The sequence below is a fragment of the Anaerosporobacter faecicola genome, assembly GCF_012070565.1.
Taxonomy (GTDB): Bacteria; Bacillota; Clostridia; order Lachnospirales; family Lachnospiraceae; genus Anaerosporobacter; species Anaerosporobacter faecicola.
In genome coordinates, this window is record NZ_JAAQRO010000052.1 from 201,246 (window position 1) to 219,015 (window position 17,770).

Genomic DNA, 17,770 nt, shown 5'->3' on the forward strand with positions numbered 1-17,770 from the left:
AATCCATAACATCGTGGTATAATACTATTGATACCAACTAGTCAAACCTAGGAATGATTAGGAGGAAAAGAAAGGATGTGTACGTATGAATAATAAAATTGAAGAACTACTCAGTGCTGTAAAGTTGAATGATTTAATCTCTAAAAAGCAAGTAGAAGAAAAGAAAAAGAACAAAGCAGTTTGCGTAATCGTTATAATCGCTGCAGTAGCTGCTATCGCCGCTATTGTTTATGCTATCTACAAACGTTGTACTCCTGATTACTTGGAAGATTTTGAAGATGACTTCGATGATGATTTTGATGACGATTTCGAAGAAGAAGATTTTGATATGAATGAAGACGATTCTGACGATGCCTCTGAAGATACAGAGGATTCTGAAGACAAATAAAGTCAAATGACAGATAAGAGATGTAACAGTTGGGTTCGTCCATCTGTTACATCTCTTTTTTCATGTTATATATGCTCGTATTTTGCTCTCTATCATTAAACTCTTATTTTAATACACGTATCCTCTTTCTTTCAAGAATTGTGTTCATTCAGCCTATATGTATATCGCAATTCTCCAAATTAGGAGCCTTTCGATCATACTCTGCTAATACAATTGGTTTAATCGGATACTCAATATGAATCTGCGGATCATCATATGCAATCTGCCGATTATATTTAGGATCAAACGCTTCATCAAAACGCATTACATTTTTCGTATGATCTTCTAATGATAAAAATACATGTCCAAAACCTTTCGGTATATAGATTTGTCTATGATTTTCTGCACTTAGCTCTACCCCAACCCATTGTAAATATGTACTGGATTCTTTCCGTAAATCAACTGCATAATCAATTCCTCTTCCCGCAATACAATATAATAACTTTGTTTGTGCTTTCGGAGCATTTTGAAAATGTATTCCATATAGTGTTCCCGCTTTTTCTGAATAATAGATTCTTTCTTGCTGATGTTCAAAATATATCTCCGCTTCCAGTAATTCCTTTTTATCAAAAATAGAATATGAAAAACCTCTACTGTCCGTTTTCTTTTCATATTCTATAATTTTTACCTCTTTTAATTTTGTATCATAGATTTTCATGCGTGGCCTCCATATTCGTGATCCGTGAATTACATATCCTGTAGGATTGTATCATAATAGTGGTGTACCCGATTATTTTGCTTCCTTTTGATATTTCTCCAGCTCAGTGATACTTTGTGCCAATTTCTCAATTAAGGCTTTCATTTCATCCGCTCGATCAACGTTCACTTCACTTACACTCTCAGCGGATTGCGTACTAGCTGTTACTTCTTCACTCGTTGCAGAAAGAGTGCTGATATTCTCAATGATGGAATTATTCGCAGCAACCACCTGTTTTACCATTTCATTGATGTTAGAAATCTGTTCTTCCAGCGAATTCACATCATTACTAATTTTCTGATATCCATTCGTTGCATCTTCAATTAATACACTTTGATGTTTTGTCTCCTCCATGGACATTTGCGTTACTTCTGATGCTGTTTTTGCTTTCTCGTTCAGTGTCTCTAGGATGGAAGCAATATCAGAAGTCGACTTTCTTGTCTGTTCGGATAACATACGAATCTCATCTGCAACAACCGCAAAACCACGTCCTGCCTCTCCTGCTCTTGCACTTTCAATGGAAGCATTCAATGCAAGTAGGTTGGTCTGATTGGATATGTTATAAATGGTATCTGTTACTTGACGAACACCCTGCATATTCTCAAGTAATTCATTCATGGTCTTTGTCACCTGTTCACTGGTAACATTGATTCGTTCGGATCCTCCACGAATCTCATTCATCTTATTCAGATTCTCTTTCACTAATTTTGCAGAGTTCTGAACAACCCCAACCATATGATTGGTAGAATTTGCAGTGGATTTAATCAAATTCTGAATATCTTGCGTTGCTGTTGTCTGCTCTCCTACATTCTCTGCTGTTACCTGCGTACTAATAGCAATCTCTTGTAAGGACTTATGTACATTGATAGTCGAATCTTTCAGCTCATCAATAATTTCTGTCACTTGTGCGCTTTCCTCCGTAACAACGGAAGATACATCAAGGATCTGATCTAATATGTGTTTTTGATACTCCTGCTCATCCATTAACATGTGGCGCGTATCATGGTCAAATCTCTTTAATATTTTTCCAACTAAATAAATATTTATACAAATCAGTGTAAGCACAGAAAGCTCGAATACAAGCATATTAGCTTGCATTCCGGAGTATACCTCGAACACCTCATAAATGATATTAATTCCTCCAACGACTATACAACTAAATCGTAGATTCGTAATATCCAAGTATAGAACCGCACATACCAGTGATGGAATAATACACATTCTTAGCATCGTATTTCCGGACCCAAAGATTAGTATCGTGTATAATATCATACTCTCCACCAATCCAACTCTTCGGAACATAACACGGCTACCAAATAATTTATAGCATATAACTAAAATAATTATAAATACGACTGATACTGGAGCAACTGCCCTCCATAGTTGTGGTATCTGATCTCCTAATGGCTTATACGTTCCAAGACATAAGGAAATAACAAACAGAATGAAGGTATTCATAAACATGAATTTATTACTCCTAGCTTCTCTGTTTTCTTTATCCGAATATTTACGCTGTTTCACATATTTCGATTTTACATGATTGTCTATCATATAATACCTCCTCATATTATAAGTATTTTGTTTACATCACAATAGGGTTATCTTTTAGAAAATATTAACGTTTCCTATTGTATTGTTCTTTTCTCATTCGTACATCATAATGAATAATCCAAAAGGTATAGACTCTTCCCTCGTAACATAGACTGTTTTGATTCCAACTCCCTTGACTTCCAACAGTTTTCCTGCCATCGGCATCATTCTACTAACATCAAGGTTTCAGAATCGCCCAACCAACCTTATACAAAGGAGAAAATTACTCATAAATATTATACTTTATTTACTTACTATCATTCAAGAACTTTATAACTAATCATAAATAAATATTGGCAAAGTGCCTTATTGGGGTTTAAATAATTTGTTGTTAGATTTCTTATTGCATACAAATTTTACCACCAAAAGAGGACCTATAACTCACTAAATTAACTGAGTTAAAAGTCCGTTTTTTGATTAGGATGTTATAATGTTTTATCGTAGGCATTCAATATTTTTTACTCTTTGTTTATTGTTCCTTCAACTTGTTACTCCTTGTTTTTCTAGACCATTCTCATTTGTTTTGACCCTTATTATTCGATATCTGATCAAGCGAATCAATACTACTATAATTTCTTACGCTTTCTTAAACGCTAATTTTAAGAGAATTGGCGAAATAACTGTTGTAATTACGACCACAATAATGATTGGCCCTAAAATTGCTGTAGACATTAACCCAAGTGCTTGTCCCTTACTTGCAACAATCAAGGCAACTTCTCCTCGAGAAACCATACCAATACCAATCTGCATAGCTTCTGCGTTGGAATAACCGCAAACTTTTGATCCTAATCCACAACCAACAATCTTCGTAATAACTGCGATGATTGTAAGTACAACTGCAAATAAGATAATACCAACAGTCATTTTGGGTAATACAATTTTTAATCCAATACTTGCAAAAAAGATTGGGGATAAGAATGCATAGGATACAACTTCGAACCGATCTGCAATGTATTTTGTACGTTCTGTATTGGAGATGATTAAGCCTGCAATAAATGCTCCTGTAATATCTGCAACTCCGAAAAATTCTTCTGCACAATATGCCATCAATAAGCAGAATGTAAATGCTAAAATAACAAAACGACGCATATCACGCTTATAGCGGTTGTTTAAGAATTTCATCAACTTAAAGAAAATGAATCCTGCAATTAACGAACAGACAAAGAATGCAACAATCTTTAATAAAACAACCACAATACTTACATTGGAATCTGTAAGACTTGTTATTACAGTCAATGCAACGATTCCAAGAATATCGTCAATAATTGCAGCCCCTAGTATTGCATTACCTGCTGCTGTATTCAATTTCTTCATTTCTTTCAACGCTTCCACTGTAATGCTTACAGAAGTAGCTGTTAAGATGATACCCATAAATATATTTTGTAAAAAGATGCTCGCCGTTGCATCATTTGCTATGATACTCTCTTTATTGAAAATTGATCCAACTAATAATCCTCCCAATAATGGAACGATTACACCAAATAAAGCAATGATAAACGATGCTTTACCCGTCTTTTTCAACTCCTGCAAGTCTGCCTCCAAACCTGCTGAAAACATGAGAATGATAACACCAATTTCAGATAGCTGTACAAGGAAATTTGTTTCTTTTAAGATGTTCAAAACCGCTGGTCCTAGCACGATTCCAGCAACCAAAGCCCCTACAACTTGTGGTAGTTGAAACTTCTTCGTTGTAATTCCTAGTACCTTTGTACTTATGAGAATTAGCGCAATGTCTAATAAATAGCCGTATGTTCCCATCATATTCCTCCATATTCGATAATAAATGTCACAATCTACCATGATTTTTACGACCTACCTATAGTATACCCAAGCGAATAAAATGTCCAGTGTTTTTACTTCCTGAAAAAGCGAAAATTTAATATAATTTTTTAAATTATTTTATACAAAATACACAATTTCAAATAAGAATCTTCTTTTACTCATTAGTTCATCTAATAATCCTAGTGATTTTCACTATAGGAAGTCGTTTATTTTTAACAACTTTTTCGTTATCCTATTTGTCAATTCAAACATATAAAATGCCAAGAATAGACACAACACATCTACCTCTTGGCATTCTATCATTCAACTATTTATTTTTCTACTGCCTTACTAGAATAGATTGTGGTCACCAGATCACTATATGGTGCTTCTTTCTCAACCACACCTGCATGTAATAAGATATCTTGTAACAAATCAAAACTAGCCTCTTCAAAAAGTGTATTATCTTTCCATGTTCCCTGGTCATAATATCGTTGAACGATCATTTCCAGTTTTTCATCATCAATTTCTTTGAATTGTGGCTTAATAACCTTTGCGATTTCAGATGGTGAATGGGAATTCACATAATCCATTCCTTTTTGAATTGCATTGGTGAATTTCTGAATGATCTCCGGATTCTTCTCAATGTAGCTCTTCTTTGCAGAATATGCGGTATATGGTACTTTTCCACTCTCTACACCTAAAGAAGCAAGAACGCTTCCCTTGCCTTCTAATTCCAGTGCAGATGCTGCCGGCTCGAACTCAATGGTAAAATCTCCTGTTCCCGAAGAAAATGCTTCTGCTGTCAAACCAAAATCAATGTTCTGAATGATTGACACATCTTTTGTAGGATCCAAACCATTCTTTTTCAGGATATACTCTAGTACCATCTGTGGCATTCCGCCTGCTCTTCCTCCAATTATTGTTTTTCCTTGTAGATCCGTCCATTTGAAATGTTCATTGGCTTCTCTTCCAACTAAAAAATTTCCCGCTCTTTGGGTCAATTGTGCGAAATTCACCACATAATCTTCTGCGCCTTCATTATACACATAAATTGAAGATTCTGATCCCATAAACCCAATCTCTGCTTCTCCTGATAAAACGGCTGTCATGGTCTTATCTGCACCAAATCCCGTTACTAGCTCAACATCTAATCCTTCGTCTTTGAAATATCCAAGTTCAAGTGCTACATACTGAGGTGCATAAAAAATGGAATGTGCAACTTCATTTAAAGTTATCTTTGTGAGATTACCGTCTTTCTTACAGCCAACCAATGTGGTCATTACCATAAGGAGTACAAGTACAATTGCTATACGTCTCCTTTTCATTCGAAATCTCCTCACACGTTTTGCTTGTAATACTATATTCATAAAACGTCGCTCGGTGCATGGACTACTCAAACACGTTTAACATATACCGATTATATTTTTCATAATTCACCATGTTTATGAAATAAGGAATTGGTGCCTAAAAAAAGAATGTTGCGATTTAGACTCTCCTGTGTCTTATCACAACATTCTTTTCCTACTTTCCTATTTTATATACGAGTAATAATCATGCGTTCCAACAACTCTAGTTATTTCCATTTCCCTTCTGGAATCCATTGCTGTTACTCTTATTCTGGTTATTCTCTGTTGTATTTTGTTCTGTTGTTTGGCTAGATGCTTCGTTCTTCTTTCCTAATGTAACGGTAAGTGTTTTCTCTGCATATGAACCATTTTCCAATCTGTTAATAACAATCTTAACAGTTTCTCCTGCTTTTCGGTTTCCAAGCAATTCTTGTAATTGGGACATGGATTTTACTTCACGTTCATTGAAAGAGGTAATAACATCACCACTTTGAATTCCCGCTTCACTTGCAGGTGATTGTTCACTTACCTGTTGTACATAAGCACCTACTGGCATACCGTATCGTTTTGCTATTGCATCTGTTACATCTTGTCCTGTTATTCCAAGATATGCTTGTTCCTCTTCTGATATTTCTTCCTGACTCATAAGATCATTAATGATTGGAATTGCATAGGAGATTGGAATTGCATAACCCATACTTTCCACTTCTTCAGATGCGTATTTGACTGAGTTAATACCGATAACACGACCTTGGGAATCAAGTAAGGCACCACCACTGTTACCAGGATTGATTGCTGCATCTGTTTGAAGTAATTTCATTGTGTAGTCTTCCGTTGCAACTTCACGGTCTTTTGCGCTGATGTAACCAACCGTCACAGATTGCCCATAACCTAAGGCATTTCCAATAGCAATTGCCATCTGGCCAACTTTCACATCATCAGAATCTCCTAATGTTGCTACACGAATGGTATTCTTTGTATCATCTGATATACTTTCAATTGGTACAGAAACAACTGCTAAATCTGCTCCTGAATCCGTCCCTTTCACTTCTGCTGTTGCTGTTGAATCATCACTAAACGTAATCTCTACCATGGTTGCACCGCTTACGACATGATTATTCGTAACGATTAGAACTTCCTTTTCATTTTGCCCAATAATAATACCGGAACCACTTCCTGTAGCTTCCTTGTTATAGACATTTCCGAAGATATCTTGTTGTTGTACAGTTTGCGTACAATCAATGGATACGATGGAAGGCATTACATTCTCAACTACTCCTGATACATCCGTTGCAACTTCACTTGAGGATGTACCTGTTATTACTTTTTGAACACCTGAAGTGGAATCACTTTCATTATTCGAAGTACTAGCAATTGTAAGATTTGTTGTTGATTCTTGGGTTGTCGTTCGATTGGTTGATGTATATCCCCCACCTACTGCTTGAAAACTCAAGGAAGCTACTACACCAAATGCTACTGCTGCAACTGGAACTTTTACAAATCCAGGAATTTTTCTCTTTCTCTTTGCTTCTTTTATTGTTTCACTATTGTTTCCATATTGTTCTTGATTCTGTTGTTGATACTGTTGTTCTACGTTGTTGTTCATTTCATTGTACATAATAATTCTCCTTTCACTATACCTACTCTATGGAACGAACGTTTTATCGGTTCGTTATATTTATTTCCTTTTGATGAGTATAGTGTAACAAGAAAGTATGTTCAAATTGTGATTGCCTCTTGAAGAAATTGTGAACAACTTGTGATAACATTGTGTGCGACTATTTATTTTTTGAAAGAATCAAATCTTGCCTGGATTGTCTTGTTGAAATTCTCAACTTTCCTTTCATATTCTGTGTTCATAAATGTTGAATTCAACATAAAGTCAGCTGTTGCACGGTTATTTGCAATTGGGATATCATATACAACTGCAATACGAAGCAATGCTTTCACATCTGGATCATGTGGCTGCGCAGCTAATGGATCCCAAAAGAATACAACGAAATCAATGTTGCCTTCTACGATTCTTGAACCAATCTGTTGGTCACCACCAAGTGGGCCACTGTTGTATCCCTTAACAGGAAGATTGGTTTTGTCTGCAATTAGACGTGCTGTTGTACCTGTTCCACATAAAATGTGATTTTCTAGTACGGCTTTATTCTTTAACACCCAATCAACTAATTCTGGTTTCTTACTATCATGTGCAATTAATGCAATATGTTTCTGTTTTCCAATTGTAAAGTTAATATAATCGTCGTTTACCATAGGTTACCCCTTTCGTATCGCCATGTTTTTTTGTTCTTTTGTGGTCTGTCTATATCTTATATAATTAATTCGACTTCTTTACTCTGTCTTAATATTACCAAGAACACGAAGCGTTGATGCCTCTTCCTTAATCCCGCGAAGTGCATTTATTACTCCTGCATCTTTTAGATTCCCTTCTACATCAACAAAGAAACGATATTCGAATTTCTTCCCATTAATCGGTCTTGATTCAATCTTAACCATATTCAGATTATTGTAGATGAAATGGGATAGCATATTATATAGTGTTCCACTTTTATGTGGTAATTCAAAACAAATGCTAACCTTATTGGCATCTTCAATGAAGATTTTCTGGTTCGCAATAATGATAAACCGTGTACAGTTCGTCTGATCCGAGTTAATCGAATCTTTTAGAATCTGCAAACCATAACATTGGGCTGCTTTACGGCTACCAATTGCCGCTTGTGTCAGGTCTCCATCTTCTTTCACCTTCATTGCACTTGCTGCTGTACTTGCAAACTCTTTTTTCTGTATATAGTCATGTTCTTCTAAGAATTTTGCACACTGCATCAAAGGTTGTGGATGAGAATATACCTTTTTCAGATTCTCGATGGTAGCTCCCTCTAAACCAAGTAATGCATTTTCTATCTTTACTACATGTTCTCCAACAATACAATTATCATACTCTACTAGTAGATCATAGATGTCCGTAATTCCACCCGTAGATGAATTCTCAATTGGAAGTACACCATAATCTGCTTTGCCTTCCTTTACTGCTTCCATAACTTTACGAAATGTTAATTCATTGTAGCTGTTAATCTCTGTACCGAAATAATCTTCCATACATTGCTGTGTATAGGTTCCTTCTTGTCCAAAGAAAACTACTTTCGTATTTGGTGAAATTGGTAATTTCTCAACAGCGGAAAAGGATTCTGTAATATTTCCAGACTGAACAAGTGTATACTGAAGCTTACGACTAATTGCCATGATCTGCGTAAATAATTCTTCCACGGCTTGTTCATTAAATGTATTACTAGCCATAGAGCCAAGTTTGCTTAGTTTCTCTTCTTCCCTTTGTTTATCATAGACTTTTTTACCAACACTAATCTTATACTCCGCAACATTCTTTGCAATATCCATTCGTTCTTCGAACAAAGAAAGGATCTGCTGATCGATACGGTCTATCTCTTCTCTACTCTTAAGTAAATCTACCATGTGGAACCTCCATGTCTTACCTTTATACTCTGGTCTGTCATTCATAGGGAGTCTTGATGACTCACTATACTACTTGCTCATTATATAACACCCATTCCACTGTTGGCAAGTAACGTGCTAAATTTTATATGTAAAACTACTAATCTCATTGTCTTCTTTCTCTCTCTGGTCACGATCATAAGAACAGCTATGAATATGTCCTTTCTTCTTTTCTCTCTTTTCCTCTTCCTTTGTGGAAGGAAGTTTCAAATACTCCTTGCTCTTTAAAACCTTTCCACTTTCGTCAGAGATTGCTGCCAGTGTCATCTGTGCATCCTCCGTTTTATTCGCACAGTTCATCTGATTCTGTATCACCTGTTGCACTTCTTCCTTCGATTTACAATGTCTAATTTGCTCCTTCATCATCTTTCTCGTCATCTCAAGCTTAACTGCTTTCATATATAATGTCATATCATATTCCTTTAAAAATTGCATTTCTGATGCAGTTAGCCGTTTTCCTAATTTTAGTTTTGTACGGATTTTCGCCAACTTTGCTTGTACTACTTCTGGATTTTCTTCTTTTGTTCGTATCCCATTCAGCCAAATATCATCCTGTTGGTTTTCTTGCTGTTCTACCTGTTCCTCGTTATTCTTTTCTACTACAACGCCTTTTTGGTTTAGAATCTTCTGATAAACAATTTTTGCATTTACCATATTAATAAGCATATACGCACCCTACCCTATCTTAATGAATTATTAGTTCTGTTATTATATACCCTTACATCATCTATATCGGCATGAATATGGTATTTATAAACATGATTTGGAAGATACTCATGTAAGCTGATCACCTACTAGGTTGTAATCCGAATCGAGTTGATGATATGGGTTATAAAAAACAAGAGACTATTCGTTATAACATTCTAGTCTCTTGTCTTGCTTCTCTATTATTCCAATATCAGTTCTTGTCCAATTACAATGCCTTTTGCATCGGTTCCATGTCCGATCTCTCTGGTAACTGCAATAGGGAGATCATTTCTTACGAATTTTTTTACAAGCGTTTGTACTGATGGTACATAGTTCTCCGTCTCCATTTGTGTAAACGTTCCTAAGATGATCCCTGCAATTTTATCAAAAGCTCCAATCTGTTGTAGTTGGCATAGATACGTTTCAATAAGATATGGTGCCCCACCATAGCTTTCTAACAATAGTATTTTATCACTCAGATCTGGCATATATTCTGTACCTGCCAATTTTAAAAAGCAACGTATATTACCTCCAACGACTATACCACGCATACGGTTATTTTGAATAAACTGATACTCCATCTTCAACAATTGATTTCCACCATCTATAAAAGTATTCGTGAAATTGGAAATCTGCTCTTCCTTGTAATCGTAGATTAGATTTCGAAGTTGATACAGTACAGAGGCTTTCCTCGTTTTCGTATATATAGCATTCATAACCGTTGTTAAATCACTATATCCCCAGAACATCTTTGCACTATTTTTGATTACTTCATAATCTAGATAAGGCAATATTCCATTGGCAAGGTCTCCTCCTGATATATCAAATATAGCATCAATCTCCTCACTCTTATACAATTTCATAATTGCATCTGCACGTTTCTTTGCACTTGCACTTATATACGTATCCTCTTCATAGATGCAATCACTAAAAATAGGCTGAATACCAATCCTATGCAACGTATCTTCTAACTCTTTTATCTTCGTTTGATAGGTACGTTTCTGTCCATTAGAACAACATGTGATTCCTATCTTATATTCCTTACTTTTCATCACACACCTGGAAGATATAGAATTTTAAGTAATATGACTCATCTGCTGCCCAGAGGATTGGGTGATCAGGTGCTTGTGTGCGATACTCTACCTGACGTAAGCGCTTGTGAACATTTCTTGCTGCTTGTCCAACTGTTTCTGTGAACAGCTCTGGTGTCATAAAGTGGGAACAGGAACACGTTGCCAGGTATCCACCATCTTTAATAAGCTTCATAGCACGAAGGTTGATCTCACGATATCCCTTAATTGCATTCTTTACAGAATTTCTAGATTTCGTAAATGCTGGTGGATCAAGGATTACCACATCAAATTTCTCTCCCTTTTCTTCTAATTCTGGAAGTAAGTCGAACACATCTGCACATAAGAACGTAACCGTATCTTGTAATCCATTCAATGCAGCATTCTCTGTAGCTTGATGTACACCAAGATCAGAAGCATCTACACCTAATACGCTTGCTGCACCTGCAATACCAGCATTCAGAGCAAACGATCCAGTATGGGTAAAGCAATCCAACACTTTGGCACCTTTACATAATTTTTGAATGGCTTTACGATTATATTTCTGGTCAAGGAAGAAGCCTGTTTTTTGACCTTCTTCTACATCCACCATATAGCGAACTCCATTCTCTACGATTTCTACTTTGGTATCAAATGGTTCCCCAATAAATCCTTTGATACGTTCCATTCCTTCTTGTAAACGAACTTTCGCATCACTACGTTCATAAACACCACGGATAGCAATGCCATCTTCTTTCATACAAATTTTCAAATCTTCAATGATTTGTTCTTTGAATCGATCAATTCCAAGTGCCAATGACTGTACCACCAACACGTCGGAGAATTTGTCAACAACGATACCAGGAAGAAAATCAGCCTCACCGAATATTACGCGACAACTACTGGTATCTACTGTTTTTTTGCGGTATTCCCAAGCATTTCTTACACGCATCATAAGGAAATCATCATCAATCTCCTGCCCCTTCTTACGAGACATAACACGTACCCTTATCTTGGAATTCGTATTAATAAATCCGGTTCCCATACAGTAATCATCGAAATCATGCACTTCAACCAAATCACCATTCTCAAATTCTCCCGTGATCGTGTCAATTTCATTATCAAAGATCCACATACCACCGGCTTTGATCGTTCTTCCTTCACCCTTTTTTAATTTAACGATTGCTTTTTCCATTGTTATTCCTTTCTATTGCTCCGTTTATAACCAATCACTGCGATTGATTGTAAGCATTCCATACGACAGATAATACCTCAAACTTTGCACTTACCTTTTATCGAATTGCAGTTAATTGAATCACTCAAACTTCGCACTTTAAATAGTATATCTAGAATATAGCAAGCAGTAACTCGCTAAAAAACTGCAAATGTGAAGTTTGCGTAAATCACTTTCCTGATTATAACATAAAGCAACTTCATTTACTATCTCTCCTCATAAAATCCTTTTAGAAGAAGCTTCCCATACTGGATGCAATCACCTTTCTGATTAAGTATATTCGAAATGAAAAATCAGATACTAGTACCATGAAGAAAAATTTATTTACCAATTTCGTAACTTGTGGTTTACTTGGCTGGTGCATGGAATGTTTTTGGACGGGACTTGGATCGTTCCGCTCACATAAGGACCCTGAGTTAACCTGCCACACTTCCTTATGGATGTTTCCCATCTATGGATCTGCTGCTTTACTAACGCCCATCTGTAAACGTCTAAAGAATACAAACGCGCTAATTCGAGGAGGGATCTATACAATTTGTGTCTTTCTTACAGAATTCTGTACGGGAGAATGTCTGAAGAAATTCAAAGCGTGTCCTTGGGATTATAGTAAAGCCAAGTGGAATATTAAAGGTGTTATTCGAGTGGACTATGCACCACTTTGGTTTTTAATGGGACTCTTTTTTGAAAAAATTCTATTATCAAAAAAGACAATATTATGATTGGAACTTCGCAATGTAAATTAAAGAATATAAAGAGCAAGGAACCTCCATTACTGGTTGTTCCTTGCTCTTTTTACATAAGCATTTTTTTAAAGGAGAAGGTCAATTGCCACATTAATTTTCTCCATTTTAGCTTTCCATATTTTTTCTGCACATATGTATAAAATTCTTCTTCGTAGGTTAATACGTAGTCTAATTGTTCCTGATCGACGGTATGATCTCCATATTGAATCCCCATATATAGATCATTTACCTGTGTCAGTGATGCATTCTCAATTGGAATGATCTCCTCCATATTCTTTGCATATGTCCGAATGGTTTCCGTATTATCATACGGATATCCCATCTTTTCTAGCATAAACAGAATCTTTCGGTAGATAAGGATAACTTTTCTAGTAGTACTTACTTTTTTCAAGATTCGTCGATTTCGATATTGCATACAAAAAAACGAACCTATAACGATCAACAAAATACTTGCAAGGATTCCTCCTGTAAGATACAAGACATCATAATTAAACTTAGTCACCGGCTCCGTCTTTACTTCTAAAATATATTGCTCCTGCTTAGGTGGTATCTGTGTTTGATAATTCTGTTGATTATTCTGATAATACTCTTGCCCTTTCACAATTCCAGTGGTCTCGTATTTCTCCCATTGACGATATCGGTCTACCACATATCCTGGTGTTGGCTCGAATGGAATCCAACCTACTCCATTAAAATACGCTTCTACCCATGCATGGGCATCTGTATTCTTAACAGTATAATAGGAATCCTTCTCGTTTTCATAATTCAGATAGAACCCCTCAACATAGCGTGTAGGGATTCCCAAACACCGTCCCATAACAGCCATTGCACTGGCAAAATACGTACAATAACCTTGTTTATTATCAAATAAGAATTGGTCAACAAAATCCTGCCCCTTCTTCCTCTTATCTGGGGTCGTAGTATAGGTATAGGTATTCAGATATGACTCAATTGCACGCATCTTATCATAGTTATTGGTTTTTCCACTGGTGATCTCTTCCACTAGATTATAAACCCTTTGTGGAACAGAATCTGGCAACGCCGTATAATTCTCATAGATTTGATTCAAACGTTTCTGCAAAACTTCCATATGCTCTTTGGTTAGATAATCCCAATCATCGCTATTAATCTGTTTAATCTGATTGGCGAATTTTCTAGTTTCATTCTGATCAAATTCCTTAATATACGTATCATATGAGAAGGCATCTGCCTTTCGTAACATCTCCTGAAAATCTGAATTGTCCAGATTCAGTTCATAAAAATACACCACATAATTGGTTCCTTCTCCACGCAACTTCTTAAAATGCAGGGATGGATATCTTCCACTCTTAATTTTAGTATCCGTATTGCCAACAAAATGATAGGTTTTTAATGGATAAAATTTTGTGGTAGTTTTCATATCCTCATACAAAATCTCATAATTATTATAACGTATAAATTGGTTCCCATCTTGTCCCTCTCTTGATAATGCACAGATCATCTCAAACAGATCATTCATATATTCTTTCGAGTTTTTATCTGCATTCTTTACTGTTGTTTTCCAACCAGATCCCGTATAGACATTCTTAACACTACCGATTAGGTATCCTGGTGTTTCTTTAGAAGAGCTCTTCACTTTGAGTGTTATTCGAGGGCTATGACCTTCTACTACTACTTCTCCTCCAAGTTCTGTATCCCCTTCTGCGTAACCGCCAAACGCCATTTCATATGAGCCATCTTTTCCTTCAAAGAACAACCGCACTTGTTCTATGAATATTTCTCCCTTATCTTGCACCATAGCGATTACTTTTCGTATACCTTTCCATTGAATAGGTTCTTTATGCATTGGCATCGTCATTACACAGATAACGATGATCAGACATACTGGTAAGAGATGTACAACTGCCGCTTGTTTCTTTTCCTTACTTGCATCAATCTGGTTACAACGAAATTCCACACCCATAAGCAAATTCGAGAATAAAATATATCCCACTAGCATACGTGTACATTCGTATCCATTGTGATTCATAATCATAAGACCAACCAAAGTTGATCCGAAAGAAAACAAACGTATCCATCTTTGTTTGCATAATAGTGCTGCAAGGATACTTGCAAGCAATTGAATTGCTACAATCGTAAAGAACCCATACAACGCATTTCGTTCTTCTACTCCATGTAGATATCCTCGGAACCAACGGAATACATGATTTGCAAACATAAAAATTGATATTTTCTTTACATATAAAAATATACCTACTACCAGCGCAATACTTGATAACAATGCCAAGAAAATCTTCTTATGATATCGAAGGATATAGATTCCAACCATGCTCAACAATGCAACTAATAAAATTAGCCCTTCATTTACATTGATTTCACAAATTATGTTCTCCATCGTTGTTGCTATTGTCGCTAATAATGTGATAGAGAGAACATGATACGCTTGTTGTTTCACCTCATTTGTTATCTTCATATGATCGTCCCCCCATAACAAGTTCTATAAGATTTCACTGAGTTCGTCCTCCCGTAGGATTTCTCTCACACAAATTCCAATGGAACGTAATGTTTCAAGTTGAATCTTACTTTCTTCCTTAAGTTCCGTTGTAAAATACAATAGAACAATTTCTGCCCCTCTTTGCAACAAAATCTGTAATTGATAACACAATTCTTCATCAATCTGCTGAATCAGAATGATACAAATTCCCTCTATTGGTTTACTTTCCTCCAATACATTTTTTAATGGAATCTGTTGATCAAATTTGAGTGTTGCACTTTCTTGATACAAGGTCTCAAAATCATTGTTACATAAGATTCGATGTATCCTTCTTCCTTTCTGTTCATAAGTTACTTGAATCGGAATACCGTTATTGTAACAGTATTTTGTAATAGCAAGTTCTGCTTCGATCATCTTATCTTCCACAATGATCTGATCCTTATCCGTATAACTTGTCCGATATAAATCCAAAAATAATTGCATCTCCTGTCTTGGATTCTGGGTCATTTTTCTTGTTTGCAACGTATGTTGCTTTGCACTAGCCTTCCAATGGATTCGCTTTAAATTATCACCATAGATGTAATTTCTTAATTCGGTATCCATCTCCGTCTCCTTTGGATGGCGATAATGCATTGTTCGTTTGGAATCCTGTTCCGATGGAAGGATTCGTAATTTGGATAAGGAAAGCACTCTTGGTAAAACAGTAACTTTGTATTTCGATCGTAAGGGATAGGTTATCTTCAACAAACGGAGAAAATCCGTAATTACTACATAATTAACTCCAACTTCATATTCCCCTCTATAATTACATCGTAGATTTGTTAATCGCTCAACCTTCTCACCAGGTAATAAGGTATACTCTTCTACACCATTTGCTCCCACTACCTTGGACATATCGTCAAAAAATTGCACCTGAATACTCCGATAGGTAATGATGTCTTCGTTTGATACCGTAAAACGATACGGTACTAAATCTCCCTTAACAATGGTTTTCCGTTCAATCTCCTGATAGATTCGAAATCGCTGATACACATACAATGTATATGCCAACGCAAGAAGCGGCAAAAGAAGAGATAGATAAAACAACGCATACGTAACATTTCCACCAAAATTACTAACCAAATATGTGGATAGTACTATACATAATATTAGGATGTATCGATAGATTTTCATAGATTACGTAATAACTCCTTTCCTAGTTTTCTTCCACTAGTATGGAATCCGCAACGTTGAAATAATGGACTTCAATACCTTTGTCGCATCCATTTTATTCAATAATGCTTCTGGAGTTAGTACAAGGCGATGTGCAAGGACTGGGATGATCATCGTAAGTATATCATCTGGAATCACATATTCTCTTCCACTTATGTACGCTTTTGCACGAGAAGCCTGTGTCAGTGCTAGCATTGCTCTTGGACTGGCCCCTAATGCAATATTCGAGTTCTGTCTTGTTTCTGTCACAAGATCAACGATGTAACCAAGTAATTGTTCTTTAATCAAAACCTGATCCACTTCTTCCTGCATGTCCACGATATCTCGATCATTAACGACTGCTTCAATCGTTGCATTCTTAAACCCTTCAATGAACTTCTTTGCTAATGCTTTCTCATCTTCCATAGTAGGATAACCAATTGACATTTTGATCAGGAATCGATCCAATTGTGCTTCTGGTAAGTTGTATGTACCCAAGTAATCGATTGGATTCTGCGTTGCTATGACCATAAATGGATCTGGCAATGCCATTGTTTTCCCATCAACCGTTACCTGTCTTTCTTCCATTGCCTCCAACAAGCTTGCTTGTGTCTTTGGGGAGGTACGATTGATCTCATCTGCTAAGATAATATGATTCATCACCGCACCCTTCATAAAATCAAATTGACCAGTTTGCATATTATACACAGATATACCCGTTACATCACTTGGAAGTGTGTCTGGTGTAAATGTTATTCTGGAAAATCCACAAGAAATTGATTTTGCTAATGCATTTGCCATCGTCGTCTTTCCTACTCCTGGTACATCTTCTAATAAGATGTGACCTCTCGCCATTAATGCCACCAGGATCATCTCTATCTTTTCTCGCTTACCAACGATAACCTGCTCCATATTGGTAATAATCTTCTCTACATTGTCCCTTTTTTTCATATAAAACCTCCTAAATTTCTTCCCCATACTTTGTAAATTCAATTTTTCAACTTTTATAGTACCATAATTAGTATTTTATATCCATATACGAAATTCTCAGTA

At 36.1% G+C, this 17,770-nt stretch carries 15 protein-coding genes; 2 read left to right on the top strand and 13 right to left on the bottom strand.

From position 1 onward, the window contains the following. Positions 1-85: 85 nt before the first annotated feature. Positions 86-388, top strand: coding sequence for a hypothetical protein (locus HBB17_RS20055; protein ID WP_167959292.1), 303 nt, complete (start codon positions 86-88; stop codon positions 386-388). Positions 389-536: 148 nt separating this feature from the next. Here HBB17_RS20055 and HBB17_RS20060 read toward each other — a convergent pair whose 3' ends face one another. The 10 genes from HBB17_RS20060 to HBB17_RS20105 form a co-directional block, all read right to left on the bottom strand. Continuing rightward, a complete protein-coding gene (locus HBB17_RS20060) occupies positions 537-1,085 on the bottom strand; it encodes a dTDP-4-dehydrorhamnose 3,5-epimerase family protein (protein ID WP_167959293.1) in 549 nt (182 codons plus the stop codon). A 72-nt stretch (positions 1,086-1,157) separates the two neighbouring features. After that, positions 1,158-2,675 carry a methyl-accepting chemotaxis protein gene (locus HBB17_RS20065; RefSeq protein WP_167959294.1) on the bottom strand — a complete coding sequence of 506 codons (1,518 nt, stop codon included), beginning with the start codon at positions 2,673-2,675 and terminating at the stop codon, positions 1,158-1,160. A 615-nt stretch (positions 2,676-3,290) separates the two neighbouring features. Continuing rightward, a complete protein-coding gene (locus tag HBB17_RS20070) occupies positions 3,291-4,472 on the bottom strand; it encodes a cation:proton antiporter (protein ID WP_167959350.1) in 1,182 nt (393 codons plus the stop codon). Between the two features lie 335 nt (positions 4,473-4,807). Then, positions 4,808-5,803 (bottom strand): ABC transporter substrate-binding protein, encoded by a 996-nt coding sequence (locus HBB17_RS20075; RefSeq protein WP_167959295.1) that lies wholly within the window; start codon positions 5,801-5,803, stop codon positions 4,808-4,810. A gap of 244 nt (positions 5,804-6,047) precedes the next feature. Next, positions 6,048-7,442 (bottom strand): S1C family serine protease, encoded by a 1,395-nt coding sequence (locus HBB17_RS20080; protein ID WP_167959296.1) that lies wholly within the window; start codon positions 7,440-7,442, stop codon positions 6,048-6,050. A gap of 164 nt (positions 7,443-7,606) precedes the next feature. Beyond that, positions 7,607-8,086 (bottom strand): methylglyoxal synthase, encoded by a 480-nt coding sequence (locus HBB17_RS20085; protein WP_167959297.1) that lies wholly within the window; start codon positions 8,084-8,086, stop codon positions 7,607-7,609. Between the two features lie 78 nt (positions 8,087-8,164). Then, positions 8,165-9,301: a bifunctional chorismate mutase/prephenate dehydratase gene (locus HBB17_RS20090; protein WP_167959298.1), complete on the bottom strand. Its 1,137-nt coding sequence runs from the start codon at positions 9,299-9,301 to the stop codon at positions 8,165-8,167. Between the two features lie 117 nt (positions 9,302-9,418). Next, positions 9,419-10,006 carry a hypothetical protein gene (locus HBB17_RS20095; protein ID WP_167959299.1) on the bottom strand — a complete coding sequence of 196 codons (588 nt, stop codon included), beginning with the start codon at positions 10,004-10,006 and terminating at the stop codon, positions 9,419-9,421. Positions 10,007-10,227: 221 nt separating this feature from the next. Beyond that, complete coding sequence (locus tag HBB17_RS20100; RefSeq protein WP_167959300.1) at positions 10,228-11,079, bottom strand: S66 family peptidase; 852 nt, start codon at positions 11,077-11,079, stop codon at positions 10,228-10,230. Continuing rightward, a complete protein-coding gene (locus tag HBB17_RS20105; protein ID WP_167959301.1) occupies positions 11,069-12,271 on the bottom strand; it encodes a class I SAM-dependent rRNA methyltransferase in 1,203 nt (400 codons plus the stop codon). The genes HBB17_RS20100 and HBB17_RS20105 overlap by 11 nt, the downstream gene beginning before the upstream one ends. Positions 12,272-12,618: 347 nt before the next feature. On the opposite strand from HBB17_RS20105, the gene HBB17_RS20110 reads away from it, so the two are divergent. Continuing rightward, positions 12,619-13,029 carry a putative ABC transporter permease gene (locus HBB17_RS20110; protein WP_167959302.1) on the top strand — a complete coding sequence of 137 codons (411 nt, stop codon included), beginning with the start codon at positions 12,619-12,621 and terminating at the stop codon, positions 13,027-13,029. 73 nt (positions 13,030-13,102) lie between these two features. Here the strand turns inward: HBB17_RS20110 and HBB17_RS20115 are convergent, their stop codons facing one another. The 3 genes from HBB17_RS20115 to HBB17_RS20125 are packed head-to-tail and all read right to left on the bottom strand — an operon-like array spanning position 13,103 to position 17,668. Continuing rightward, on the bottom strand, positions 13,103-15,505 hold the full coding sequence (locus HBB17_RS20115) for a DUF4129 domain-containing transglutaminase family protein (protein WP_167959303.1): 2,403 nt from the start codon (positions 15,503-15,505) through the stop codon (positions 13,103-13,105). Positions 15,506-15,529: 24 nt separating this feature from the next. Continuing rightward, positions 15,530-16,699: a DUF58 domain-containing protein gene (locus HBB17_RS20120; protein WP_167959304.1), complete on the bottom strand. Its 1,170-nt coding sequence runs from the start codon at positions 16,697-16,699 to the stop codon at positions 15,530-15,532. 36 nt (positions 16,700-16,735) lie between these two features. Beyond that, entirely contained in the window at positions 16,736-17,668 is a 933-nt protein-coding gene (locus tag HBB17_RS20125) for an AAA family ATPase (RefSeq protein WP_167959305.1), read from the bottom strand. Positions 17,669-17,770 lie beyond the last annotated feature (102 nt).

What these genes read in the sequence shown, in the direction of transcription:
- HBB17_RS20060 (WP_167959293.1), bottom strand. Translation starts at nt 1,085, where the DNA reads ATGAAAATCTATGATACAAAATTAAAAGAGGTAAAAATTATAGAATAT.
- HBB17_RS20105 (WP_167959301.1), bottom strand. Translation starts at nt 12,271, where the DNA reads ATGGAAAAAGCAATCGTTAAATTAAAAAAGGGTGAAGGAAGAACGATC.
- HBB17_RS20085 (WP_167959297.1), bottom strand. Translation starts at nt 8,086, where the DNA reads ATGGTAAACGACGATTATATTAACTTTACAATTGGAAAACAGAAACAT.
- HBB17_RS20090 (WP_167959298.1), bottom strand. Translation starts at nt 9,301, where the DNA reads ATGGTAGATTTACTTAAGAGTAGAGAAGAGATAGACCGTATCGATCAG.
- HBB17_RS20070 (WP_167959350.1), bottom strand. Translation starts at nt 4,472, where the DNA reads ATGGGAACATACGGCTATTTATTAGACATTGCGCTAATTCTCATAAGT.
- HBB17_RS20065 (WP_167959294.1), bottom strand. Translation starts at nt 2,675, where the DNA reads ATGATAGACAATCATGTAAAATCGAAATATGTGAAACAGCGTAAATAT.
- HBB17_RS20055 (WP_167959292.1), top strand. Translation starts at nt 86, where the DNA reads ATGAATAATAAAATTGAAGAACTACTCAGTGCTGTAAAGTTGAATGAT.
- HBB17_RS20075 (WP_167959295.1), bottom strand. Translation starts at nt 5,803, where the DNA reads ATGAAAAGGAGACGTATAGCAATTGTACTTGTACTCCTTATGGTAATG.
- HBB17_RS20115 (WP_167959303.1), bottom strand. Translation starts at nt 15,505, where the DNA reads ATGAAGATAACAAATGAGGTGAAACAACAAGCGTATCATGTTCTCTCT.
- HBB17_RS20125 (WP_167959305.1), bottom strand. Translation starts at nt 17,668, where the DNA reads ATGAAAAAAAGGGACAATGTAGAGAAGATTATTACCAATATGGAGCAG.
- HBB17_RS20100 (WP_167959300.1), bottom strand. Translation starts at nt 11,079, where the DNA reads ATGAAAAGTAAGGAATATAAGATAGGAATCACATGTTGTTCTAATGGA.
- HBB17_RS20120 (WP_167959304.1), bottom strand. Translation starts at nt 16,699, where the DNA reads ATGAAAATCTATCGATACATCCTAATATTATGTATAGTACTATCCACA.
- HBB17_RS20110 (WP_167959302.1), top strand. Translation starts at nt 12,619, where the DNA reads ATGAAGAAAAATTTATTTACCAATTTCGTAACTTGTGGTTTACTTGGC.
- HBB17_RS20080 (WP_167959296.1), bottom strand. Translation starts at nt 7,442, where the DNA reads ATGTACAATGAAATGAACAACAACGTAGAACAACAGTATCAACAACAG.
- HBB17_RS20095 (WP_167959299.1), bottom strand. Translation starts at nt 10,006, where the DNA reads ATGCTTATTAATATGGTAAATGCAAAAATTGTTTATCAGAAGATTCTA.